14 protein-coding genes are annotated in these 24,822 nt (G+C 60.9%); 2 read left to right on the forward strand and 12 right to left on the reverse strand.

Going from position 1 to position 24,822, the window contains the following annotated elements:
- Positions 1 to 151: 151 nt before the first annotated feature.
- The 7 genes from AC3B8H_RS05585 to AC3B8H_RS05615 form a co-directional block, all read right to left on the reverse strand.
- Positions 152 to 1,324, reverse strand: a complete 1,173-nt coding sequence (locus AC3B8H_RS05585) for an EAL domain-containing protein (RefSeq protein ID WP_488440632.1) — start codon at positions 1,322 to 1,324, stop codon at positions 152 to 154.
- Between the two features lie 33 nt (positions 1,325 to 1,357).
- Positions 1,358 to 4,033, reverse strand: a complete 2,676-nt coding sequence (locus AC3B8H_RS05590; RefSeq protein ID WP_488440633.1) for a molybdopterin-dependent oxidoreductase — start codon at positions 4,031 to 4,033, stop codon at positions 1,358 to 1,360.
- Positions 4,034 to 4,045: 12 nt separating this feature from the next.
- Positions 4,046 to 5,266 (reverse strand): NAD(P)/FAD-dependent oxidoreductase, encoded by a 1,221-nt coding sequence (locus AC3B8H_RS05595; protein ID WP_488440634.1) that lies wholly within the window; start codon positions 5,264 to 5,266, stop codon positions 4,046 to 4,048.
- A gap of 134 nt (positions 5,267 to 5,400) precedes the next feature.
- The gene (locus AC3B8H_RS05600) at positions 5,401 to 6,693 is read right to left on the reverse strand and encodes an alginate export family protein (RefSeq protein ID WP_488440635.1); all 1,293 of its coding nucleotides are present in this window, start codon (positions 6,691 to 6,693) and stop codon (positions 5,401 to 5,403) included.
- 148 nt (positions 6,694 to 6,841) lie between these two features.
- Entirely contained in the window at positions 6,842 to 8,560 is a 1,719-nt protein-coding gene (locus AC3B8H_RS05605; protein ID WP_488440645.1) for an ABC transporter ATP-binding protein, read from the reverse strand.
- A gap of 43 nt (positions 8,561 to 8,603) precedes the next feature.
- Complete coding sequence (locus tag AC3B8H_RS05610) at positions 8,604 to 9,617, reverse strand: ABC transporter permease (RefSeq protein WP_488440636.1); 1,014 nt, start codon at positions 9,615 to 9,617, stop codon at positions 8,604 to 8,606.
- A 143-nt stretch (positions 9,618 to 9,760) separates the two neighbouring features.
- Entirely contained in the window at positions 9,761 to 11,146 is a 1,386-nt protein-coding gene (locus AC3B8H_RS05615) for a CmpA/NrtA family ABC transporter substrate-binding protein (protein ID WP_488440637.1), read from the reverse strand.
- A 396-nt stretch (positions 11,147 to 11,542) separates the two neighbouring features.
- Between AC3B8H_RS05615 and ppk2 the strand changes: the two genes are divergently transcribed.
- A complete protein-coding gene (ppk2, locus tag AC3B8H_RS05620; protein WP_488440638.1) occupies positions 11,543 to 12,316 on the forward strand; it encodes a polyphosphate kinase 2 in 774 nt (257 codons plus the stop codon).
- Between the two features lie 33 nt (positions 12,317 to 12,349).
- Here ppk2 and AC3B8H_RS05625 read toward each other — a convergent pair whose 3' ends face one another.
- Together AC3B8H_RS05625 and AC3B8H_RS05630 are read right to left on the reverse strand one after the other, a co-directional pair.
- Positions 12,350 to 14,647, reverse strand: coding sequence for a hypothetical protein (locus tag AC3B8H_RS05625; RefSeq protein ID WP_488440639.1), 2,298 nt, complete (start codon positions 14,645 to 14,647; stop codon positions 12,350 to 12,352).
- A gap of 449 nt (positions 14,648 to 15,096) precedes the next feature.
- The gene (locus AC3B8H_RS05630) at positions 15,097 to 16,398 is read right to left on the reverse strand and encodes an alkaline phosphatase family protein (protein WP_488440640.1); all 1,302 of its coding nucleotides are present in this window, start codon (positions 16,396 to 16,398) and stop codon (positions 15,097 to 15,099) included.
- A gap of 149 nt (positions 16,399 to 16,547) precedes the next feature.
- Between AC3B8H_RS05630 and AC3B8H_RS05635 the strand changes: the two genes are divergently transcribed.
- Positions 16,548 to 16,898, forward strand: a complete 351-nt coding sequence (locus AC3B8H_RS05635) for a hypothetical protein (RefSeq protein WP_488440641.1) — start codon at positions 16,548 to 16,550, stop codon at positions 16,896 to 16,898.
- 192 nt (positions 16,899 to 17,090) lie between these two features.
- Here AC3B8H_RS05635 and AC3B8H_RS05640 read toward each other — a convergent pair whose 3' ends face one another.
- Genes AC3B8H_RS05640 through AC3B8H_RS05650 form a run of 3 tightly spaced genes read right to left on the reverse strand, consistent with a single transcriptional unit; the run spans position 17,091 to position 24,630 of the window.
- Positions 17,091 to 20,219, reverse strand: coding sequence for an efflux RND transporter permease subunit (locus AC3B8H_RS05640; RefSeq protein ID WP_488440642.1), 3,129 nt, complete (start codon positions 20,217 to 20,219; stop codon positions 17,091 to 17,093).
- A 1-nt stretch (position 20,220) separates the two neighbouring features.
- Positions 20,221 to 23,355: an MdtB/MuxB family multidrug efflux RND transporter permease subunit gene (locus AC3B8H_RS05645; RefSeq protein ID WP_488440643.1), complete on the reverse strand. Its 3,135-nt coding sequence runs from the start codon at positions 23,353 to 23,355 to the stop codon at positions 20,221 to 20,223.
- Positions 23,356 to 23,358: 3 nt separating this feature from the next.
- Positions 23,359 to 24,630, reverse strand: coding sequence for an MdtA/MuxA family multidrug efflux RND transporter periplasmic adaptor subunit (locus tag AC3B8H_RS05650; protein WP_488440644.1), 1,272 nt, complete (start codon positions 24,628 to 24,630; stop codon positions 23,359 to 23,361).
- Positions 24,631 to 24,822 lie beyond the last annotated feature (192 nt).

A 24,822-nucleotide genomic window follows, 5' to 3' on the forward strand; every position in this document is an offset into this window, starting at 1 on the left:
CGTGCCGCCCCGGATCGCGGCTTTAACCGGATGCCGGCGCCGGCCGCTGTCCTGCCCGCTCCGTCGGGCGTCGGCACGGTAGTTATTCATCGCTAAGCGGAGTGCTCATTCCGTTTCCCTCCGGCGGATCGTTTGGCAGAGTATAGACGGCTTAATCGACTGCGACGGTATCCACCAATAATAATCGGTCGCCATCCAGCCGTAATGCCAGGGTTTTGCACAGCAGATTGGTTTCGAAATCGCGGTAGCGCTCGGAACTGACAATGCGGTCGCGGTCGCCGCAATGTTCCAAGGCCAGCAATTGAAAGAAATAAGGCCGCCAGGACCAATTGAAGCCGATCTTGCGCGGATCGGTAAACCAGCGGTTGGCGCTGAAATTAAAGTCGGGGGAAATCTGATCGCCCAGATTGTTGCAAAGATAAAAGCGGATCACGCCGCTTTCGGCGAAATTCCAGCTGACCAGTTCGTTCAGATTGAAATCGTCCTGCAAAGCCTCGGCCAGCCGGTAGGCCAAGCTTTTCAGGGTGTTGATCGCGTTGATCTTGCGCTCTTCGCGAATCAGGGTCTGCTTTAGAAATTTGCCGCGTAGCGAGGCAATATGTTGTTGATACTGGTGGCTGGGTTTGAAATCCGCTTCGGCCTTGCCGAACAGAAAGCCTTGCATGTACTGCGCGCCGCAGTCCAAACCGAACCAGAACTCCTCGTCGGTTTCGACGCCTTCGCAGGTCAGCCGGGCGCCGGTACGCTTGCCCAGCCGCGACAACACTTGCATGATGTCGCCGGCGATGCCGCCCTTGGCGGCTTGCTTGAACAAACGCATGTCGATCTTGATGATGTCCGGCTGCACCGTGATCAGCCGCTCCAGTTGCGACGAACCGGCGCCGAAGTCGCCGATCGCCACGCTCAGGCCGTGTTTGCGGTAGCGTTGCACGATTTGCTTGAGTTTTTGCGGATCGGCCGGGGCGTCGGAGATTTCGACGATGACTCGGCCGCGGTCGATATTCAGTTCTTCCAGCATCCGCACCGTCGGCACCGCGTTGAGCTGGCGCAGATTGTCTATCCAGGCCGCCGAGATATTGATGGCCAGAAAGCTGTTGGGATCGGCCTGTTCGGCAAACTTTTGCAAGGCCTGCCAACGCACTTGGCGGTCGAGCTCGGTGCGTTGCTTGGCGTCGATGTCGGCCGAGGAAAACCAGGCGCCGGCCGACACCACGCGGCCGTTACCGTCGTGCTGGCGGGCCAGCGCCTCGTAACCGACGATTTGGCCGCTGGCGGTGGAAATAATGGGCTGAAAGTAAGGAAATAACTGGAGTTTGGCTTGCATCGTTCCTTGTGGCTGCTCGCGTGCGGGTTGATGTCAGGTCGCTAGAAAATCCTTCAACTCGGGCAGGCAGGAACCGCAGCCGGTACCCGCCCCCAGGCAGGCGCCAATCTCGGCGACATTACACAGCTTGCGCTCGCGGATCGCTTGCCGAATGGTTTTCTCGCCTACATTGAAACACGAACAGACGATTCGGCCAATATCGGCTTCTCCGGCGGGCGGCGTACCGCTCAACAGGCTCAAGCGTTCGTCCCGGTTCAAGGCCGTTTTGCCGAACAGCGTCGCCAGCCAGCCGGGTTCCGGCAAATCCGGCCCGGCCCCGACGAACAAACAGGCTTGCAGGCCGGAATCGGTTACCAGAGCGGTTCGAAAGTCGCCGGATTGCGGATCGCTGTATTCCAGCCAATAGCGGTCCGCCCGCTCGGCCGCGTCGGCGGCCAGCCGGTGGCGGCTCCAGGTTCGCCAGTCCCGGCCGGTATGGCCGCCGGCCAGTTGGTAACGGTAAAAGCCGTCGCCGCGCATGACCACCCGGTACTCGCAGTCCGATAGCGGCAAGACTTGCCTCGACAGTAGCAGTGCATGCCAGCGGGCCGGCCAGGCTTCGATGGCGACCGGGGTTTGCTTGCTTTCCGGCTGGCCGGAGAGCGGATCGGTCACCGGATTGATCAACGCGCCCATCCGGCCGTGGCTGCTATTGACGCTGGTCCAGTGCATCGGCACGAACAGACTGCCCGGCCGTTGCGCCGGGCTGATCGCGACTCTGGCGAGCATGCCGCCCCAGCGGCTGGTCAGCTTGGCGATGACGCCGGTCGACAGTTGCAGGCGGGCGGCGTCGTCCGGATGGATTTCGACGCAGGGTTCGACTTGGTGGGTGTTCAGCTTGGCGGCCAAGCCGGTACGGGTCATCGTATGCCACTGGTCGCGCAAGCGGCCGGTGTTCAACGTGAACGGGTAGTCGGCATCGGGCGCGTGCCGGGGCGGGCGGGGCGGGATCGGCACGAAATTGGCCTTGCCGTTGGCCGTGAAAAACCGGCCGTCGCCGAACAGCCGGGCGGTACCGCCGGCGGCGCTCACCGGCCATTGCAGCGGTGGCAGGTTGGCATAGGCCGGGTCGCTCAGGTCCGCCAAGCCGGACAGATCGAAGTCGCGACGCCCGTGAGCGGCGTCGTTTTCGAAGGCCGACAGTGCGGCGTGTTCGCGGAAAATCTCGGCGCTGGTCCGATAGGCGAAAGCCTCGCGAAAGCCCATGCGTTGCGCGACCTGGCTGAAGATCCACCAGTCGTGGCGGGCCTCGCCGGACGGCGGGAACAACGCCCGCTGACGGGATATGCGCCGCTCCAGATTGGTGACGCTGCCGTCTTTTTCGCTCCAGCCGGTGGCCGGCAGCAGCACGTGCGCCAGGCGGGTGGTGTCGGTATCGGCGATGCAATCGGAGACGACCACGAAGTCGCAAGCCTTCAAGGCCTGCCTGACCCGGTCGGCGTCGGGCATCGTCGCGACCGGATTGGTGGCGACGATCCAGATCGCCTTGATCTTGCCGGCCGCGACCGCGTCAAACAGTTCCAGCGCTTTCAGACCCTGGCGGTTGGCGACCCGGTTGCCGCCCCAAAACCGGCCGACGCGGTCGACATGGACCGGATTGTCCAAGTCCATGTGCGCGGCCAGCATGTTGGCCAGGCCGCCGACCTCGCGGCCGCCCATTGCGTTGGGTTGGCCGGTGAACGAAAACGGCCCCATGCCGGGCCGGCCGATGCGGCCGGTGGCCAGATGGCAGTTGATGATCGCATTGCATTTGTCCGAGCCGGAGCTGGATTGGTTGATGCCTTGCGAATAGACCGTGACGGTTTTTTCGGTCGCGGCGAACCAGTCGAACAAGGACGCAACGTCGTCCTCGGCCAAGCCGCAGCCGGCGGCGGTCGCGGCGGCGTCCGCCGCGGCGCTTCGCGCTTGCGCCAACGCTGCCTCGAAGCCGGCGGTGTGGTTTGCAATGTAGGCCGGGTCGATTGCCCCGACGGCGGCCAAATGGCTGAGCAGGCCGTCGAACAACAGTGCGTCCATGCCCGGCCGGATTGGCAAATGCAGGTCGGCGATGTCGCAGCTGGCGGTGCGGCGGGGATCGACGACAACAATTTTTAGGGCCGGATTGCGCTCCTTGGCCTTGCGGATGCGTTGGAAAGCCACCGGATGGCACCAGGCCGCGTTGGAGCCGACCAGCACGATCAAGTCAGCCAGTTCCAGATCTTCGTAATTGCACGGCACCGCATCGGCGCCGAACGCGCGTTTATAGCCGACCACCGCCGACGACATGCACAGCCGGGAGTTGGTGTCGATATTGGCCGAGCCGATGAAGCCCTTCATCAGCTTGTTAGCGACGTAGTAGTCCTCGGTCAGCAATTGGCCGGACACGTAGAAGGCCACCGAATCGGGGCCATGCTCGGCGATCGCGGTCTGGAACCGGTTGGCGACCAGATCCAGCGCGCTGTCCCAATCGGCGCGGGCGCCGGCGACGCGGGGGTAGAGCAGGCGATTTTCCAGCGACACGGTGTCTGCCAGCGCGGCGCCCTTGGAACACAGCCGGCCGAAATTGGCCGGATGGTCGGGATCGCCGGCGATTCGGACCCGATGGCTGGCGGCGTCCTCGATCTCGGCCGTGATACCGCAGCCGACGCCGCAATAAGGACAGGTGGTTTTGACGATAGGGGATAGACTCATGCCGGTATTGTCTCAGGCCGCCTCGGCGGTTGTCGCGCCGCCGAATAACAATTGTCGGCGCATGCCGCGCACCGGCACGCGGTCGCGGACCATGCCCAGATAGCGGTTGGCGTTGCCGGTGTCGCCGTACAGAATCACGCCGATCGGCACGTCGCCGCGCAACACCACTTTTTTGTAGATGCCCAGGCCGTAATCGACGAAACGCAGCGTCTCGCAGTCGGCGTCGCCGTCGAAATCGCCGACCGAAAACAGATCGATGCCGGTGACTTTCAGCATCGTCGCGGCGAAACCGGTCCGATAGCTGCCGGCGCCGCCGGCCAGTTGGCCGGCGCAGATCCTGGCCTGTTCGTAGACCGGCGCGACCAAGCCGAACAATTCGCCGCGGTGCTCGATGCATTCGCCAACCGAGTACACGGCCGGATCGCTGGTCCGCATCGCGTCGTCGACGACGATGCCGCGCCGGCAGTCTAGGCCGGCCGCCTCGGCCAGCGCGGTATTCGGACGAATGCCGGTGGCCATCACCAGCAGATCGGCGGGTAGCTTTTGACCGTTGTCCAACTCGACCCCGCTGATGTGGCCGGCGCGGCTGGCAATCGCCGCGACCGTGGCGCCCAGTTTAAAATCCATGCCGGTGTCGGCCAGTTGTCGGCGCAGGAATTCGCCGGCCTGCCGGTCCAGTTGCCGGTTCAGCAAATGTTCGGCGCGGTTGACCACGGTGACTTGCATGCCGCGTTTCAACAAACCGTTGGCCGCTTCCAGGCCGAGCAAACCGCCGCCCAGCACCACCGCATGGCGGCGCTGGGCCGCCTTGGCGATCATGGTTTCGACATCGGCGATGTCGCGAAAGCCCATCACGCCGTCGCAGTCACGGCCGGGAATATCCAGCATCAACGGCAGTGAACCGGTCGCGATCAACAGTCTGTCGTAGGCCGCCGTGGTGCCGTCCCGCGCGATGACCAGACGTCGAGTCCGGTCGATCGCCGCCACGGTTTTGGCGGGGCCGCAGTGCAGGGTAATGTTGCGGCACCGGTACCAGTCGAAATCGTGGATCACGATGTCGGCGAAGTTTTTGGCGCCGTACAGCACCGGCGTCAGCATGATGCGGTTGTAGTTGCCGTGCGGTTCGGCGCCGAACACGGTGATGTCGTAAAGGTCGGGGGCGATTTGCAGTAGTTCCTCGACGGTCCGCATGCCGGCCATGCCGTTGCCGACCACGACTAGTTTCGGTTTCATGTTGGTTGCCTCATCTCGTTGCGAAGGGTGCCTTAAAAGTCCCTCTCCAGCGAGGAAAGGGTTTTGTTTTGACTTTTACGACAGCCTCCCGCGCTGTAAAAGCCGGCCGGTCCGGCCGGCTTGAACGCAGGTCGTTAAAAACTGACGTTGGCCTGCAGCCAGATTTTCTGGGTATCGGTAAACGCGGCGTTTTCGGTATTGAAATTGGCGTACTTGGCCAGCAAGGAATAGTGCTTGCCGAATTTCTTCAGTATCGAGAAATCCCACTCGCTACCGTATTCGACGCCGCCGGTGTCGTCGTAGAAATCGTGGTACATGCCGGTGACGATCAGCGTATCGTTCATCGCCTTATAGCTGGCGGTGGCGAACACGTCGCGGATACCCTGGCCCAAGGTGGCATTGCCCAGCGGATTGATGAACAAGTCCGCCCAGCCCTGGAAGGCGTGGTTGGTACCCAGCGGCGTGTTGAAGGTCTTGTTCAAACCGTAGCCGTTCAACTGTTCCATTGCGCCTTGCAAGGTCAGATTGAACGCGGACAGACCGCCCATCAGGTTGATACGGTCGGCTTGGTAATGATTGGGGTTGTCGGCGTAATTGGATTGCTTGCCCCATTCGGCGGTGTACAGGAAATTCACGGTATCGAAAAACTGCGGCGATTTGCCGTCGAAGCGCAGGCCGTAGGTTTGCGAGGATTTGGCGTAGTTGGCGCGTTCGCGGAAATCCAGCCAGTAGCCGTAGCCGATCAGGTTACCCCAGTCGCCGACCTTGTAATTCAGGTTCAGCACCGGCGCGTTCAAGGTATCGGTTTCGCCGAAAATGTTTTGGGTGTGGTCCAAATAACCGGCGTTGACGGTCAAACCGAACAGTGTTTGGTTGTTGTGGGTGATCAGCACCGAGTCGTAGGTCGATTCCATCTGCCGCCAGCCGACGTTGCCGATGAAGCGGTCGTCGTCGAACTTGATGCGTTGCCGGCCGACCTTGATCAAGGTGTCGGCGATGCCCTTGTAACTGAGCCAGAACTGGTTGAGTTCGCTACGGTCCGGGTCGGCGATCAACGAGTAATCGCGGTGGCGGTTTAGCGTGGTGCCGCCCTGGTCGTAATCTTCCTGCAATGCGTAGTTGCCTTCGTACTCGGCGTAGGCTTGAAAATCGTAAAAGGTCGGCGACAGCAGGCCCAACCGCAAGCGGGCGGTATTGGCGTTGGCGGTTTCCACCCGCTTAGGCGCCTTGCCGGGGATGATGGGGCCTTTGTCCTGATCGACATTTTCCCAGCGGTAGTTCAAATCCATTTTGACCGCGCCATTGCTGCCGTAGTGGTAAAAGTTCAGCGCGTCTTCGACTTCCTTGGTGATGTCGGCCTGGGCCGGCAGGCTGGCGCCGGCGATCGCCAGCACGCCGGCCGGCAAGATTTGAGCGGATTTGAGCATGGTGTCTCCTGGTCTGTGGTCGTTCGAAAGTCGGTAAATCGCCCGCCCCAACTGGGCCAGGCGGGAAAATTCGGCGCAAAGCGCCCCTATCTCCGCCGGACGAAGGCGGCGGATGGCTTGGGTTCGGCGCGGTCGGGCTCTAGTTAAATCAGTGGGTGTGGTCGCACTCCGCCAGAAAGGTCAGCAAGCTTTCCCGGTAACGGTAATAGTCCGGATGTTCCAACAGCGCCTTGCGGCTACGTGGCCTCGGCAGATCGATGTCCTGGATCTTGCCGATCTTGGCGTGCGGGCCGTTGGTCATCATCACCACCCGGTCGGCCAGCAGAATGGCTTCGTCGACGTCGTGGGTGACCACGATCGCGGTGACGTGGGTGCGTTCCCAAACCTCCATCAATACCTCCTGCAATTCCCAGCGGGTCAGCGAATCCAGCATGCCGAAGGGTTCGTCCAGCAACAGCAATTTCGGCGACAGCGCGAAGGCGCGGGCGATGCCGACCCGCTGGCGCATGCCGTTGGACAGATCGGCGGCTTTCTTGAACATCGAATCGGCCAGGCCGACGCGGGTCAGGTAGTATTCGACGATGTCCTCGCGTTCGTCCTGGCTGGCATGCGGATAGACCTTATCGACGCCGAGCATGACGTTGTCGAACGCGGTCAGCCATGGGAACAGGCTGGGTGCCTGGAACACCACGCCCCGATCCGGGCCGGCGCCGTCGATTTCCCGGTTGTCCAGGATGATGCCGCCTTCGGAAATCTCGTTGAGGCCGGCGGTCATCGACAACACCGTGGATTTGCCGCAACCGGAATGGCCGATGATCGAGACGAATTCGCCTTTTTTCATCCGCAAATCAAAGCCGTCCACTACCTTGACGGTGCTGTTGCCGTCCGGGGTCGGATAGATTTTCGACAGATTGGCGAATTCCAGATAGCGGGCCTTGCCCAAATCGGATTGGCTGGGCTTCAAGGCCGAGGTATCCAGTTTCCAGTCGTTGCTGGTATTGGGACGCACGTCCGGCAGTTTGATTTTGTCACCGACTTCGGCCTGGGCTTTTTGCATGCCGATGTCCATCAGGTAGCGGGTAATTTCGGCGCGCAGGCGTTTGAATTCCGGATCGTGGTTCAACGCCGCGCGGTCGCGCGGCCGTTCCAGATCGATGACGAAGTCCGGACCGAAGGTGGCGTCCGGGCCCGGTTTCAGCGGGATCACCCGGTCGGCCATGTAGATGGCTTCGTCAACGTCGTTGGTGATCAAAATCACCGTCTTTTTGTCCTGCTCCCAGATTTGCAAAATCTCGTCCTGCAGATTGCCGCGGGTCAGCGCGTCCAGCGCGCTGAGCGGTTCGTCGAGCAACAGGATGTCGGGATTGGCGGCCAGCGCGCGGGCCACGTTGACCCGTTGGCGCATGCCGCCGGACAGTTCGGCCGGACGCTTGTCCATCGCCCGGCCCAGATTCACCATGTTGACGTATTTTTCGGCGTGGGCGCGGCGTTGCGCCGGCGTCCAGTCCTTGAAGATCGCATCGACCGCCAATGCCACGTTTTCATAGACGGTCAGCCACGGCATCAGCGAATAGTTTTGGAACACTACCCCGCGATCCGGGCCGGGTTCGCGGATTGCCGCGCCGTTTTTCAACAGCTCGCCGCCGTCGGCCTGAATCAACCCGGCGATCAGCGACACCAAGGTGGTTTTGCCGCTGCCGGAAAAGCCGACGATGGCGATGAATTCGCCTTCCTGAATGTCCAGGTTGATGTTTTTCAGGATAGAGGTCTTGGCGTTGCCCTCGCCGTAGGATTTGCAGACATTTTTCAATTCCACCAGCGGCGCGCGGGCGTCGTTGGCGGGTCGGTCGGTCACGGTTTTTTGCATGGAAAGTTCGATGATTTTGGCGGGAGCGTTCATGGCGGCGTCCTTACACTTTTTGGAACGAAAACAGGTTCTGCAGCGAGTGCATGATGCGGTCCAGCGCAAAGCCGATGATGCCGATCGTGAACACCGCCACCATGATCCGGCTCAGCGAGTTGGAGCTGCCGTTTTGGAATTCGTCCCAGACGAACTTACCCAGGCCGGGATTCTGCGCCAACATTTCGGCGGCGATCAGTACCATCCAACCCACGCCCAGCGACAGCCGCATGCCGGTGAAAATGAAGGGCAGCGCCGACGGCAGGATGATGCGCTTGATCTGGGTCATCCAGTCCAGCCGCAATACCTTGCCGACGTTGACCAGATCGCGATCGATCGACGACACGCCGACCGCGGTGTTGATCAGCGTCGGCCACAACGAGCACAAGGTCACCGTGATCGCCGAGGTGATGAAGGACTTCTCGAACCAGGAATCGTCGGTCGTCACATAGGCGGCGCTGACCACCAGCGTGACAATGGGTAGCCAGGCCAGCGGCGACACCGGTTTGAAAATCTGGATCAGCGGATTGAACGCGGTATTGAGTACTGGGCTCATGCCGCACAGGATGCCGATCGGCACCGCGATCAGCGTCGCGATCACGAAGCCGGCGAACACGGTGCGCAGACTGGTCAGGATTTTGTCGAGATAGGTGGGTTTGCCGGTGTAGGGCCGGGACTTAATGTCGGCTTTGGGGTCCTCGGCCAGCTTTTCCTTGTTGCGCTGGGCTTGGCGTTGGTAGAACTCGGCCTTCTTGGTTTGTTCGGCGGCATGTTCGGCTATCAAACCGCCGACTTCATCCCAAACCGCGACCGGACCGGGAATGGTACCCAGGCTGGTGTTAACCCCGGAAGCCGATACGCTCCACAGCCCCAAAAACAGCGTAAAGGCAATGATCGGCACGCCCATCACCAAGAACAGTTGCCGCAGTTGTTGGGCCGGGTTCTCGCCGGCGGCGATTTTGACCAGCGGCACGAACCAAGTCAGGCCGGTGATGTTGAAAAATCGGATAAGTTTACGACTCATAATGTGTTCCTCTCTAAAGGACCTCGATAATCGATCCGGGTACGGCGTGCGTACCAAATTCGGTGTTGCGTTACTTCAGGTTTAAAAAAGATGCCTCCCTGCACCAAATCGCATCCCTGCTTTTGAGCACCCACCAAAGGTTCTTAGTCCACGATCTTGCCGCCGGAAACCGTTTGCTTGCCTTTCAAGCCGATCGCGAACTTGGCCAGATAGTCGTTGGGTTTGTTGGCGTCGAACGGCACTTTGTCGATGAAGAAGTTTTGCGAAGGCTTGATGGCGGTGTCGGCCGGGAAGTCCTCGGCCTTGGCCTTACCCTCGGCGACCAGCTCTTTCGCGGCGGCCAGATAAATGTCCGGGCGGTAGACGTTTTTCGCGGTCTCCAGATACCAGTTGTCCGGCTTAGCTTCGTTGATCATGCCCCAGCGGCGCAATTGGGTCAGATACCAGACCGCGCTGCCGTAGGACGGGTAGCTGGCGCCGTGGCGGAAAAAGGTGTTGAAGTCGGGCAGAGCGCGTTTATCGCCTTTTTCGTATTCGAAGGTGCCGTTCATGCTCGCCGCCAACACCTCGACGTCGGCGCCGACGTATTGTTTTTGCGACAGCATTTCGATGGCTTCCTTGCGGTTTTTATTGTTCTCGGCGTCCAGCCAAATCGCGGCGCGAATCAAGGCCTTGGTCACCGCCAGATAGGTATTGGGATATTTGTTGGCCCAGGCCTTGGTGACGCCAAACACTTTTTCCGGGGTGTCCTTCCACAGTTCCTCGTCGGTGATCACCGGCACGCCAATGCCTTTAAACACCGCTTGCTGGTTCCACGGTTCGCCGACGCAATAGCCGAAGATGGTGCCGGATTCCAAGGTCGCCGGCATTTGCGGCGGTGGCGTCACCGACAGCAGCGCGTCGGCGCCGATCTGGCCGGAAATATCCTGCGGCGGCGAATAATAGCCTGGGTTGATGCCGCCGGCCGCCAGCCAGTAGCGCAGTTTCAAATTGTGCGAGCCTGCCGGAAAAGTCATGGCCATGTTGAACGGCTTGCCTTCGGCCTTGTATTTATCGACGACCGGTTTCAAATAATCGGCCTTGATCGGATGCGCCGGCTTGCCGCCGTCGGTTGGCACGTTGGGCTTCATTTGCTTCCAGATGTCGTTGGAAATCGTGATGGCGTTGCCGTTGAACCCCATGCTGAAGGGCACTTCGATATCGGCTTTGGTGCCGAAACCGACGCTGGCCGCCAACGGCGCCGGCGCCAGCATGTGTGAACCGTCCAGTTCGCCGTTGACCACCCGGTCCATCACGACTTTCCAGTTGGCCTGGGCTTCCAGTTGCACGAACAAGCCTTCTTCCTCGAAAAAGCCTTTTTCGGCGGCAACCGCCAATGGGGCCATGTCGGTGAGTTTGATGAAGCCGAATTTCAGGTCTTCCTTTTCCGGCTTGCCGGCCGCCCAGGCGGAACCGGCCAAGCCGGCGGCGAGCAGTGCGGCCAAGGCCGCGATCAGTGGTTTCGGGGCGAATGTCTTGCGATCAGTCATGGCGGATTCCTGTGGGTTTGGAAAAATTCAGTCCAAAAAAAAAGGCGTCTAGCCCGCTTCGTTACGAAACGGGCAATAGACGCCTTTGTCTGGTGGCTCTACGGCGAGCCGGTTTTATTTCGGCTCTGCAACCAGAGCCACGGCAACATTAAAGCAAGTGCAATGCCAATATGCTGGCATTCATGAGGCTGGTCTATAAAAATTACTGTAAATACAGTAGTTTGAGGGGTTTTTTGGAGTTTTTGTTTGGGATTGCCGTCGTCGGTTTAGCGCCAATCGGGCGGGGATATGCACTTAATCGGTACGGTTTACGACAATTTGCACGCTTGTGGTGCGCTGCGATAGCGCGAACCCGCTACACTGGTAGTCGGACGAATCACTTTTCGAGGCGCGGCGATGGGCAAAAAGAAATCCGAATCACCGAATTACAAGGAGGTGTTGCGGCAGTTGCAGGAGGAGCTGGTCAAACTGCAAAGCCACATCATCAAGCACGGCGACAAAATCTTAATCCTGTTCGAGGGCCGCGACGCCGGCGGCAAGGACGGCACCATCAAACGTATCATCCAGCATTTGAGTCCGCGCGAGATTCGGGTGGTGGCGCTGGGCAAGCCGTCGGACCGCGATTTGGGGTCCTGGTATTTCCAGCGCTATACCTCGCATCTGCCGGCCGCCCAGGAAATGGTGTTGTTCAATCGCAGTTGGTATAACCGGGCCGGGGTCGAACGAGTCATGGGATTTTGCAGCGACGCCGAGTACCACGAATTCATCGAAACCGTCGCCCATTACGAGCAGCTGTTGGTGCGTTCCGGCATCAAGCTATTTAAGTATTACCTGGACATCAGCAAGGAGGAACAGCAAAAGCGTTTGAAGGCGCGATTGGATGATCCTTTGAAGCAATGGAAGATCAGCCCGATCGACAAGGCCGCTCAAAAGCACTGGCGCCAATACAGCGAGGCCCGCAACATCATGTTTGCCCGGACTCACCACTTATCGGCACCGTGGACCGTTGTCCGCGCCGACGACAAGCAGGCGGCGCGGGTCAATTTGATCAAGGATTTGTTGTCGCGGCTGGATTACAAGGGACGCAACGAGGAGCTGATTCTGCCGGACGGTAATGTTGTCTTCAACTACGAAGAAAGCTATTTGCATAACGGCATGATCGCGCCTTAGCCGGCGTCCACCGAGGCGGACGCCGGCCGATGCTTACTTGGCGGGTTTCGCGGGCGGTTTGGCGGCTTCCGGCGCTGGCGTTGGGGCAGCAGGCGCGGGAGCCGGCGCCGACGGCGTACCCGGCGCGGCAGTCGGCGCGGGCGGGGTTGCCGGCGCTTCGCTGCCGGCCGGCGGCGCGGTTTCGGTTGCGAAATAGCCTTGTCGCCAAGCCCAGCCGGCTCCGGCCAACAGGATCAGCAGCAACACGTATATCGGCCAGCGGCTGGGTTTTTCGCCGAACGGATCGGCCAAATGGCTTTCGGCGTCCTTCGGCAGTTTGGCGACATCGGTCAGCAAATGGCCGAACGGAATATTGATGTAGGCCTTGGCATTGACGGCCCAGCCGCAGGCGTCCAACAACGGTGCCAGATTGCGCTGGCGCAGTTTCAAAAAGGCGATGAACATCGACGGCCCGGAAATCGCCAGCATGACGCCGGCAATCACCAGCGGCATTTGCCACCATTGCAAGGCCAAAAAGCCGCTAAACACCGAGGCCAACGCGGTGCCGATCGCACCGATGGCCAGCCCGATCGCGGCAAAGATCCCGGCGAATTTGCCGACGTCGAAGGCGGTCGGGGCCGGTGGCTTGCCTTCGCCGGCCTGCGCGCCGGCTTCGTTAATCCCCTTGAATGCGCCTTCGTGGGCCGCCTTGTCGCGAGCGCTGGCGCTTTTTTCAAGCTGCTCGTTAATCATCCGCGCCACTCGCTTGTAGGGCGCCCAGAAGGCCTGCTGGATGCTGATCGGGTTTTCGATGATTTTGACGATGGTCGCGTCCCAGTCCTGGCCGTTGCGGTCGTAAAACACGCCGTTGCGGCCGACCCGCAAATTGTCGCTGTCGCCGTCGGTGAAGGCGGCGGCGATCGTCAGCTTTTCATTGCTGCCCTGGCGGCGGCATTCGCAATACGCCAAGAATATTTTACTCAGCTCGGCCAGTTTGCCGTGGGCGGCGATGTCGTCGACCTTGACGCACAAGCGGCAAGCTCGACCGTCCAGATACAAGGTGCCGGCTTGAAAGATCGCGTGCGGCTCGGCGGTGTAAAAATCGCGGAACGAGACGAAGTTGTTCAGCAGTCGGTACAGGTCGCGGTGATAGTGCAGCAAGCGGCTTAGTCCGTCGATTGCGTCCGCTTCGGCCTTCAAGGCCAAATCCTGCTCGATCAACGCCGCCAGCTTGGCTTGAGTACCGTTTTCCAGATAGGTTTTGACGGTGGCGATCGGCAGGCCGGCGGCCGCGCTGGCCGGTTTTTGCGCCAGCCAGGCCCGGTAGTCGGCGAACCGGCCCAGCACCTCTCGCCATTGGGTGTAGCTCAAGGTTTCCAGCTCGCCGAGCAAGGGCGTCAGCACGCCGGCGTTAAATTGCGCCAGTGCCTCGCTCCAGGCCGGATTGAGGCCGCCGACCAGCGGCAGATCGCGGTCGGGCGCGATGGTCGCCAACGGCAGTTGCGCCACGGCTTCGAGCTCCGGCGCTAGATCGAGTCCGGCCAATTGTTCGTAGCGGGCGTCGTTCGGATTGAGCGCCGTGGCGGCGCGCTCGTCGAAGGCCGCCAGCCGGCAACGAGTGAAATAATCGTCGATTTTGGCCTTCAATTTGTCCAGCAAGGCCGCGGCGGCTTCCGGATCGGCGATGTTGCCGCGCACCTGGGCGGCTTCCCGGTCGCATTCCCGCCACCAGTCGGCATAGGCCTGGGCATCCAAGAAGAATTGCGCCAGTTTGTCGGCGTCGATGCCGGGCTCGCCGTTACGGTCGGTCAATTCGCCCTGGCAGGCGATAATGTCGGCGATCGCGGCTTGGCTGGTTTCGTCGGCGGCTGCCTTGGCCGGTACGATGCCATCGCCGTTGAAACGGGTTTCCGCAAAAATTTTAGCCATGTCGGCCAAGTCTGCGTCGGTGATTTCGCTGGCTTGCGGCCTGCCCAGGTTTTTCAGCACTTCCTTGGCGCAGGCTAGCAGTTGCTTGCCTTCGTCGTCGTGGTCGTTGATCGCCGCCAACGGTAGACTGGCTTTTTGCTGTAGCAAGTCGGCCGGATTTTTCAATACCTTGCCGACCCAACGCACCGCCGCCAACACCTCCGGCACCCGAATTCGGCCGTCGCCGTCGCTGTCGAGCAACTGCAGCGTGCGTTGGTCGAAGTACAGGCCATGGGTCGGACAACTCAGCGCCGCCCACAGTTTCTGGTCCAGATCCGGCAGCGCCAGCAGATCGCTGGCGCGTTTCAGTTCCACTTGGTCGAATCCGCCGAGCTTGGCGAAACGCCATTTTTCGGCGGGCTGGCGTGGATGGGCTTGATTCATCGGTGAGTCTCCCTGCGTGGTGGCGTAAGAATGAGCATAACAAAAAAGAAATTTCCGTTCGCCGTCCTGGCGACGCCCGAATTGGACAGCGCTGGCGGCCAGCCGGAATCTCGTGGCGCAAGCCGCCAGACGAGGGCGAGAGCTTAAGCCACTCGAATTCGGAGTGCAAATATCGGCTTGGTTCCTAAATCAATGGCGTTAACTGAAGGATTGCCCGTTCGTCAATAGCTTGCCGAACGGCGAATGGCTCAAAAATCGGGCCCCGTCTGAATCGACGACGGCGACACGGTCGCTTAGCTCGGGATCGTCGGCATCGCAAACCGTACCAGTAAGGCAGGGCGATCCTCGAAGCGGCTGGCTTGAATCCGTTTGGCTGCGCCGCTCCGCGACCTCGTCGGAAATGCCGGACCCGTGCTGGAAGCGGCTGCTCCGCTTCGGTCGTCCGGCGGTTACTCGAACGCGCCCAGCAAGCCCGCCGACTGGGCGTCGCGGTTGCCAAGCGGCGCCAAGCCGAATCGGATTTCGATCAGCTTTAGGATGGCCGTCGTGTCGTACTGGGTGTGGTCGATATGGTGCTTTTTCGCGAATGGCGAGACCACGATAGCCGGAATCCGGGTGCCGGGTCCCCATCGGTCGCCGCTGGGTGGGGCGACGTGATCCCACAAACCGCCGTATTCGTCGTAGGTGATGACGATGGCGGTGGATGGCCAGATCGGGCTGGCGCGAATCGCTTCGACCACATCGCGCACATCCCGGTCCGCTTCCAGCATACTGGAGTAGCCGGGATGTTGGTTGCTGCGGCCGACCGGTTTGTAAAACGCGACTTGCGGAAAGCCGGTTTTCAGGTCTTCGAACAAGCGTTGCTTGTCGCGCAAATGCTCGGCGCGGGCGGGGCTATTCGGCGCGTAGTTGGCGTAGTAAAGAAAGGGTTGGTGGTGGTACTGAAAGTTGTCGCCAAGGTCGCGGCCGGCCACGGCGTCGTCCCAGCCGCCGGCATACCAGGCCCAACTCACGCCCTTGTCCGATAGGCGATCGCCGATGGTGGGCGCGGTTTGTATCGGCAGACGCCGTTCAAGGCGTTGATCGTCGTGCGGCGGAAAAAACGGCTGTATCGTGCCGACCGCGTAGCCATCCTCGGTGACGCTGGGATCGCCGACCGGTTTGCCGGTGGCCGGGTCCGCCTGCCAATGCCGCATGTCGTCCGGTGGATTTTCGAAACGCGGCGTGCAGGCGCAGATCAGCCATTGATGATTCAAAAACGAGCCGCCGAAAGCCGCCTGGAAAAATTGGTCGGCCAGCGTGAACTCCTTGGCGTATTGCCATAGCGCGGTGCCGGCCATATTGTAGTAGCCCTGGGTCAGGCCGCCGGCCGACGACAACTGCGCGAAGCGGTCGTTACGGCCGGCGTTGATTTGCATTTGGTGGATGAAAAATCGGTGGGTCAGGTCCGGGTGGCGTTGGTTAGCACTGATGTAGCGGCCGATGTCGAACGGTGCGTTGGCAAGATCGGCCGGGAAGCGCTCGTCGGTTTTGCCGCCGCTGCCAACCGGCGGCAGCGTGCGGTAGGGCCGGCCGAATTCGTCGATTTGCGGCGGCGCGGTTTGAGCGTTGCTCAAGCCTTCGGCGCCGGGAAACAGGCCGAACACATTGTCGAAACTGCGGTTTTCCAGATAGATCACGACGATGTGCTCAATGTGCGACAAATCGGCGCGGCTAGCCGCCGTGGACATTAGCAGGCTGGCTGCTAACATTATGATCTGCAAACATTTCATCGATGAACTCCGAAGCTGCGGACGGAAAATAAGAAAACGATTAAATTCGGCAATTGTCGGCGGATTGGATTAGAATTCGACGCAACGATGGCATAACGCCGTCGCTCCGTAAAGATCTGGAGGCTCCCATGGACATCAACACCCAATATTCGCAATCCAGCGCGCTGACCACGCAAGCCACCCGCGATTTGAAAGCGCCGAAAAGCCCGGAGTCGGCGGAAGCCAATCCGCCTGCCGCGCCGAATCGAGATTCCAATAGCGACAACCAGGCGGTCGGCGATACCGTGAGCTTTTCCCAAGCCTCGCTGCGTCTGGCTCAAAACCAATCGACACCGGAAGCGCAACCGGCGCTGAACTCCAGCGACGAAGCGCGCCGGGCCGCCGAGGATCTGGTGAGTTCCAGCGCGGCCAATCCGGCGACTTTCTATACCGCGCAAGGCAACGGCGCGCGTCTCAATGTCGGCGGTCTATTAGGTTAGCCCAAGCAAGCGACTCAAGCGCCGTATAACGGCCGTCGGCTTCCCGCCCGCGGCCGTTTTTTGTGCCCTGCGGATTCTTGGCGCCAATCCGCCGCGAACATGACCGGGGTAGCGTCGACGTTGTTTCCAGCCTGAAGCCGCTTAGAACCCGCGAGAAGGCCGGGCCATCGCGCATTCTTGTCCCAGCGGCGGTTAGATCTTACGCGCCGGCGCAAGCCATCCGCTAAGCGGCGCGTCGCCAAGCCGCAACATTCGGAGCCGAAACCGGTCCAGATATAAATACACCACCGGTGTCGTGTACAACGTCAGCAGCTGGCTAACAATCAGGCCGCCGACGATAGCGATGCCCAGCGGTTGGCGTAGTTCCGCGCCGTAACCGGAACCCAAGGCCAACGGCAGCGCGCCGAATAACGCGGCCAGCGTGGTCATCAGGATGGGGCGGAAGCGCAACAGGCAGGCCTGAAAGATAGCCTCGCGCGAATCCAAGCCGCGCTCGCGCTCGGCCTGCAAAGCAAAATCGATCATCATGATGGCGTTTTTCTTGACGATGCCGATCAGCAAAATCACCCCGATCAAGGCAATGATGCTGAATTCCTTGCCGCAAGCCATCAGAGCCAGCAAGGCGCCGACACCGGCCGAGGGCAGGGTGGACAGGATCGTCAGCGGATGGATCAGGCTTTCGTAGAGCACGCCCAGAACGATGTAAATACTGATCAACGCCGCCAGAATCAGCCAGGGTTGATTGCGCAGGGCTTCTTGAAAGGCCTTGCCGGAGCCTTGAAAACTGCCGGTCACCGTGGCCGGCAGGCCGATGTCGCGCAAGGCTTGATCGATCGCCGCGCTGGCACTGGACATTGCCACGCCGGGTTTCAAATTGAACGACAGCTCGCTGACCGCGAACTGGCCTTGATGGCGTACCGACAGTGGCGCGTTGCTGGGCGCGAAGCTGGCCAAGGCCGACAACGGCACTTGTCGCGGCTGCCCGCCGCTGGCGTTGCCGCTCTGGGCCGGCGCGCTGATATACAGTTGTTTCAGGCTGTCCGTCGATTGCCAATATTGCGGTGCCAATTCCATGATCACCCGGTATTGGTTGAGCGGATTGTAGATCACGGATACTTGGCGCTGACCGAAGGCGCTGTTCAAGCTATTGTCGATCAAGGCTTGGCTGACGCCGTAACGCGCGGCTAAGTCGCGGTTGACGGTCAGGCCGATTTGTTCGCCCTTGTCCTGTTGGCTGCTGCTGACATCGGTCAATTCGGGCAAGCGGGCCAATGCCGCCTGCACCTTGGGCGTCCATTCCTTCAGTAATTCCAGGTCGTCGGCTTGCAAGGTGTAATCGATCAAACCAAACGACATTCGCCCGCCAATCCGCAGCTCCTGGGCCGGAAACATATGCAAATTGGCGCCCGGTATCCGGCCCGCGGCCTTGCGCAGCCGGTCCATCACAACCTCGATGCCTTCGCGCTCCTCGTGAGGTTTCAACGTGATAAAAACCCGCGCGCTATTGCTGCTTTGCGAGCTACCGGCAAAGCCGGCGACGTTGGCGACCGCCGGGTCTTTCAGCAAAATCTCGGAGATCTGCCCAAACTGTTTTTGCAAGGTTTGAAACGAGGTGTTTTGATCGGTTTGAATTTCGCCCAACAAGCGGCCGCCGTCCTGGGTCGGGAAAAAGCCCTTGTCGATGGCGCCGTACAAATATACGTTCAAGCCTATCGTCGCCAGCAACAAGGTCAGCATGATTCGACCGTGGCGTAGCGCCCAGCTCAGACTATGACGGTAACCGGCCAGCAGCCAATCGAAGGCCGCGCCGATGCCGCGATAGATCGGTCCGTGTTCGGTGGACTCTTTGCCCAGCCAGCGCGCGCACAGCATCGGCGTGGTCGTCAACGAGATCAGCAGCGAAACCAGCACCGCCGCCGATAAAGTCACCGCGAATTCCCGAAACAGCCGACCCGGCACGCCGCCCATCAACAATATCGGCAGAAACACCGCCACCAGCGACACGCTCATCGCCAGCACGGTAAAGCCCACTTCCTTGGCGGCCATTAACGCCGCCTTGAACGGCGCGACGCCCTCTTCGATATGGCGGTTGGTGTTTTCGACGACCACGATCGCGTCGTCCACGACAAAACCGGTGGCGATGGTCAACGCCATCAAGGTCAGATTGTTGATGCTGAAGCCGCAGAAATACATCACCGCGCAGGAACCCAGCAGCGAAGCCGGCACCGCGACAATGGGCACCGCCGCCGAACGCGGATTGCGCAGGAACACCAGCACCACCAAAATCACCAGCACCACCGCGACGAACAAACCCTGTTCGACTTCCTTGATCGAGGCCCGAATCGACAACGACCGGTCCACCACCACCGACAGCTCGATATTGCTGGGTAGCGCCGCTTTTAATTGCGGCAACACCGCCAACACTTCGTCGACAGTCTGGATCACATTGGCCAAGGGTTGTTTGCGGATGATCAGCAATACCGAGGGTTTGCCGTTTTTCAGACCGACGTTGCGCAAATCCTCGACCGAATCGACCGCTTCGCCCAAATCGGCGATGCGTACCGGCGCGCCGTTGCGGTAAGCAACGATCAACGGCAAATACTCCGCGGCCACGCGCGCCTGATCGTTGGCCTGAATCTGCCAGCGGGTGTCGGCGCTCTCCAGCACGCCCTTGGGCCGGGTGATGTTGGTTTGGGCGATGGTGGCGCGCACGTCGTCCAAACCGATACCGTATTTGCTCAAGGCGTTGGGGTTTAATTCCACCCGCACCGCCGGCAATGCCGCGCCGCCGATCTGCACCTGGCCGATGCCGGGGATTTGCGAGACTTTTTGCAGCAAAATCGTCGAGGCGGCGTCGTACATCTGGCCGCGCGTGAAACTGTCCGAGGTCAACGCCAGAATCAGAATCGGCGAATCGGACGGATTGTCGCGCCGGTAGCTGGGGCGGTTGGGCATGCCGCTGGGCAGCAGGCTGGCGGCGGCGTTGATCGCGGCCTGCACGTCGCGGCAGGCGCCGTCGATATCGCGGTTTAAATCAAATTGCAGCGTAATCGACGTGGAGCCTTGCGAGCTGTTGGAAGTCATCTCGGTGACGCCGGCGATCCGTCCCAACGCCCGTTCCAGCGGCGTGGCGACGGTGGCGGCCATGGTTTCGGCGTTGGCGCCGGGCAGTTGCGCCTGCACCGAAACGGTGGGGAAGTCCACCTGCGGCAGTGACGAGACCGGCAAATTTAAAAAGGCCAATACGCCGCACAGACTGATGGCGATGGTCAGCAAGGTGGTGGCGACCGGGCGGCGGATGAATAGCGCGGACAGATTCATCTCAATGCAGGTCCTGTTCCACGGCGTCGCCGGACTCGACGCCCAGCACGGTTTTAACCCGGCGCGCCAGATTGTCCATCGCCAGATAAATCACCGGCGTGGTGTACAAGGTCAGCAGTTGGCTGAGCAACAGGCCGCCGACCATCGTGATACCCAGCGGATGGCGCAATTCCGAACCGACGCCGTGACCCAGCATCAGCGGCAGCGCACCCAGCAGCGCCGCCAATGTGGTCATCAGAATCGGCCGAAAGCGTAGCAGGCAGGCTTGGAAAATCGCCTGATCCGGCGGCAGACCTTGCTGGCGCTCGGCTTCCAGCGCAAAGTCGATCATCATGATCGCGTTTTTCTTGACGATGCCGATCAGCAAAATAATGCCGATGATGCCGATAATCCCCAGATCGCCGCCGGACAATTGCAAGGCCAGCAAGGCGCCGACGCCGGCGGAGGGTAGGGTGGACAGTATCGTCAACGGGTGAATGTAGCTTTCGTACAGCACGCCCAGCACGATATACACGGTCACAATCGCCGCCAGGATCAGCAGCAGCGTGTTGTTCAAGGATGCCTTGAAGGCCTGGGCGGCGCCTTGGTATTCGCTGCGGATCGCCAGCGGCAATTCGATTTGGCTCTTGGCGGCTTCGACGGCGGCCACCGCATCGCCCAGCGCGTAGCCCGGCGCCAGATTGAACGACACCGTCGCGACCGGATATTGGTCGAGATGATTGATAGCCAACGTGGTTGGCCGTTCTGACAATTCGGCGATGGCCGACAGCGGCACCTGGCTGCCATTGCTGGAGGGGACCCGCAATTCGTTCAGCGCCCCCGGACTGGTTTGCTCGGCCGGATCGACTTCCAAGACCACCCGGTATTGGTTGGCCTGGGTAAAAATCGTTGAAACCAAGCGCTGGCCGTAGGCGCTGTACAGCGCATTGTCGATGGCGGCGGTACTGACGCCCAGCCGGCTGGCGGTGGCGCGGTCGATATTGACGAACACTTGTCGGCCCTGGTCGAGTACGTCGCTGACCACGTCGGCGAATTCCGGCCGGCCTTGCAGTTTGTCTACCAAGTTGCCGGTCCAGCGGTTCAATTCGTCCAGATCGGCGCCTTCCAAGGTAAATTGGTACTGGGTGCGGGTGACGCGGTTTTCCATCGTCAAATCCTGCACCGGCTGCAAATACAGTTGAATGCCGGGCAGGTCGGCCAGCCGCTCTTTCAACCGAGCAATGATGGCGTGGGCCGGTGGCCGCTGGTCATGCGGTTTGAGGTTGATCAAAAATCGGCCGCTGTTCGGGGTGGCGTTGATGCCATCCACGCCGATGAAGGACGACAGATTTTCGACCGCCGAATCTTCCAGAATGCGTTGCGCCAGCTTGCGTTGTTGCTCGGCCAGCGCTTGAAACGACACGGTTTGCGGTGCTTCGGAAAAACCTTGAATGATGCCGGTGTCCTGGCTGGGGAAAAAGCCTTTCGGTATCCAGACATACAGCGCGGCGGTCAACCCCACGGTCGCGAAAAACACCAACAAAGTGGCCGCTTGGCGTTGCATCACCCAGTTCAGGCTGCGCCCGTAAACCTTAATCAGCTTGCCGAACCAGTCGTCGCCGACCTCGTCGTGTTGATGATGGCCGCCGCTGGGCCGCAACAATTTGGCGCACATCATTGGCGTCAGCGTCAACGAGACCACCGCCGAAATCAAAATCGCCACCGCCAACGTGATCGCGAATTCCCGAAACAAGCGGCCGACCACGTCGGACATGAACAGCAGCGGGATCAACACCGCGACCAGCGAAAACGTCAGCGAAATAATGGTAAAGCCGATTTGTTCGGAGCCTTTCAACGCGGCTTTCAGCGGCGATTCGCCGCGCTCGATGTAGCGCGAGATGTTTTCGATGACCACAATCGCATCGTCCACGACAAAGCCGGTGGCGATGGTCAGCGCCATCAAGGTCAGGTTGTTGATGCTGAATTCGGCCAGATACATCGCCGCGAAGGTGCCGACCAAGGACAGCGGCACCGCGACACCGGGGATGATGGTCGCCGGAATGTTGCGTAAAAACAGGAAGATCACCATCACCACCAGCGCCACCGCCAGCAGCAATTCGAATTGGACGTCGTGGACCGAGGCGCGGATGGTCACGGTGCGGTCGGTCAATGCGTTGACTTCGACGCCGGCCGGCAGCGAGGCTTGCAGCTTGGGCAGCAAGTCCTGGATGCGATCCACCACCTCGATGACGTTGGCGCCGGGCTGGCGCTGGATGTTGACGATGATGGCGGCCTTATCGTTGGCCCAGGCCGCCAGCCGGGCGTTCTCCGCGCCGTCGATCACCGTGGCGACATCGGTTAATTTGACCGGCGCACTGTTTTTGTAAGCCACCACCAAGTCGCGGTACTCGGCGGCCGAGCGCAATTGGTCGTTGCTGTTGATGGTCGCGGCGCGGGTCGGGCCGTTGATCGAACCCTTGGGCTGGCTGACGTTGGCGGCGGCAATCGCGGCGCGGACGTCTTCCAGGCTGATGCCGTAGGCCGCCAGCGCTTTGTGGTTGGCCTGGATGCGCACCGCCGGCCGCTGACCGCCGCTGATGCTGACCATGCCGACCCCTGGCAATTGGGCGATTTTTTGCGCCAGACGCGTATCCACCAAGTCTTCGACCTTGAACAAAGGCAGGGACTCGGCGCTGACCGCCAGCGTCATGATCGGCGTGTCGGCCGGATTGACCTTGCTGTAGACCGGTGCTTGCGGCAGGTCGCTGGGCAGGAAATTATTGGCGGCATTGATCGCGGCCTGCACGGTTTGCTCGGCCACATCCAGATTCAGGCTCAAATTGAATTGCAGCGTGATCACCGAGGCGCCGCCGGAACTGGTCGAAGTCATTTGGGTCAGGCCCGGCATTTGTCCGAACTGCCGCTCCAACGGCGCGGTGACGATCGCGGTCATCACTTCCGGGCTGGCGCCGGGGTAGAGCGTGGTGACCTGGATGGTCGGATAATCGACCTGCGGCAGCGCCGATACCGGCAACAAGCGGTAGGCCAGCACGCCAACCAGCAGCAGCGCCACCATCAGCAATGAGGTGGCGACCGGGCGCAGAATGAAGAGCCGGGACGGATTAAACCCGGCCTGGCCGGGATCACTGAAACTCATGGCTTAACCGCGCCGGCGGCGTTGGCCGGGATCTGCATCGGGCTTGGGCTGCAATTCCGGTTTGGCAGCCACCGCCTGGCCGTCTTTTTCGGCGACATCGACCACGCCGCCGTCCTTGACCCGATCGATGCCGGTGACGATCAAGGCCTCGCCCGGCGCAATCCGGCTCTCGATCGCCACCTTTTCGCCTTCGCTGGGACCCGGCTCGACCCGACGCAGACGGGCGATGTTTTCGGCATCGACCACGTAGACAAAGGCCCCCTGGCTGTCGTGCTGCAGCGCGGCGCTGGGGATTTGGGTGACGCCGCGCAAGGTGTCCAGATGCATGCGGATATTGACGAACTGGTTGGCGAACAGGGTTTGCTCGCGGTTGTCGAATTGGGCCTTCAATTTGATGGTGCCGGTGGTCGGATCGATTTGATTGTCCAACGCGATCAGTTTACCGTCGGCCAGCTTGATTTTTCCGGCGCGGTCGTAAGCCTCGATGCCGATCTCCCGGCCTTCCCGATAGCGTTTCACGACCTCCGGCAGTTTATCTTCCGGCAACGTAAACACCACGCTGATCGGTTGCAGTTGGGTAATCACCACCAGGCCGTTGGCGTCGCCGGCTCTGACGATATTGCCTTGGTCCACTTGTCGCAAGCCGGCCCGGCCGGAAATCGGCGCGGTCAGTTTGGCGTAACCGAGCTGCAGTTTGGCGTTATCCACCAGGGCCTGGTCCATCTCGACGTTGCCGCGATATTGCTTGACTTGCGATTCCTGGGTGACCGTTTGCTGGGCGGCAATCGAATCCTGCTCTAGCAGGGTTTGATAGCGGGCCCGGTCCAGCTCGGCGTTCTGCAGCAAGGCCTGATCGCGGGTCAGCTGGCCTTGGGCTTGTTGCAGCTGCACCTGAAACGGCCGGGGGTCGATTTCGGCCAGCAGATCGCCGGCCTTGACCATTTGGCCTTCGCTAAAGCTGACTTTAACCAGCTCGCCGTCCACGCGCGGTTTGACGGTGACGGTCCTCAGCGCGGTGACGGTGCCCAGCGCGTTTATATACACCGGAAAATCGCCGCTGCTCGCGGATTGAATCGCGACGACGGCCGGCGCGTCCGGCCGTTCGCCGAACGGCGAGCGGTTTTTGGGGCCGCGTTCGGCTTTGCTATCCGGCGCGGCCTGACCGAATTGCAGATAGACGACTACGCCGATCAGGCCGAGAGTTAACAGCGCGCCGCGCCGATACCAGCGGGCTTGGCGCCGAACCGGCGCATCGATGGGGTTTGGGTGATTCATGCGGGGATTGGTTATGCGGGTGTTGGGTTGGCTAGGGGTTGTTGGTCTTAGGCGCGCAAAGCGGCGGCCGGTTCCGCCGTGGGCCGAAAAACGGTTGCATTTCGCGGCAAGCCGGCCGACCAGGCTTCAAGCGGCTACCACTGGTCGCTTGGATCGTGAGCTTGGCGATGAAATCGTGGCGGGCGGCCCGCT

This window comes from Methylomonas sp. BG-2, from assembly GCF_057766305.1.

Excerpts from the sequence above, each read along its gene's own strand:
- AC3B8H_RS05600 (WP_488440635.1), bottom strand. The coding sequence starts at position 6,693 with ATGCTCAAATCCGCTCAAATCTTGCCGGCCGGCGTGCTGGCGATCGCC.
- AC3B8H_RS05605 (WP_488440645.1), bottom strand. The coding sequence starts at position 8,560 with ATGCAAAAAACCGTGACCGACCGACCCGCCAACGACGCCCGCGCGCCG.
- AC3B8H_RS05650 (WP_488440644.1), bottom strand. The coding sequence starts at position 24,630 with ATGAATCACCCAAACCCCATCGATGCGCCGGTTCGGCGCCAAGCCCGC.
- AC3B8H_RS05610 (WP_488440636.1), bottom strand. The coding sequence starts at position 9,617 with ATGAGTCGTAAACTTATCCGATTTTTCAACATCACCGGCCTGACTTGG.
- AC3B8H_RS05615 (WP_488440637.1), bottom strand. The coding sequence starts at position 11,146 with ATGACTGATCGCAAGACATTCGCCCCGAAACCACTGATCGCGGCCTTG.
- AC3B8H_RS05645 (WP_488440643.1), bottom strand. The coding sequence starts at position 23,355 with ATGAGTTTCAGTGATCCCGGCCAGGCCGGGTTTAATCCGTCCCGGCTC.
- AC3B8H_RS05630 (WP_488440640.1), bottom strand. The coding sequence starts at position 16,398 with ATGTTAGCAGCCAGCCTGCTAATGTCCACGGCGGCTAGCCGCGCCGAT.
- AC3B8H_RS05590 (WP_488440633.1), bottom strand. The coding sequence starts at position 4,033 with ATGAGTCTATCCCCTATCGTCAAAACCACCTGTCCTTATTGCGGCGTC.
- ppk2 (WP_488440638.1), top strand. The coding sequence starts at position 11,543 with ATGGGCAAAAAGAAATCCGAATCACCGAATTACAAGGAGGTGTTGCGG.
- AC3B8H_RS05625 (WP_488440639.1), bottom strand. The coding sequence starts at position 14,647 with ATGAATCAAGCCCATCCACGCCAGCCCGCCGAAAAATGGCGTTTCGCC.
- AC3B8H_RS05595 (WP_488440634.1), bottom strand. The coding sequence starts at position 5,266 with ATGAAACCGAAACTAGTCGTGGTCGGCAACGGCATGGCCGGCATGCGG.
- AC3B8H_RS05635 (WP_488440641.1), top strand. The coding sequence starts at position 16,548 with ATGGACATCAACACCCAATATTCGCAATCCAGCGCGCTGACCACGCAA.
- AC3B8H_RS05585 (WP_488440632.1), bottom strand. The coding sequence starts at position 1,324 with ATGCAAGCCAAACTCCAGTTATTTCCTTACTTTCAGCCCATTATTTCC.
- AC3B8H_RS05640 (WP_488440642.1), bottom strand. The coding sequence starts at position 20,219 with ATGAATCTGTCCGCGCTATTCATCCGCCGCCCGGTCGCCACCACCTTG.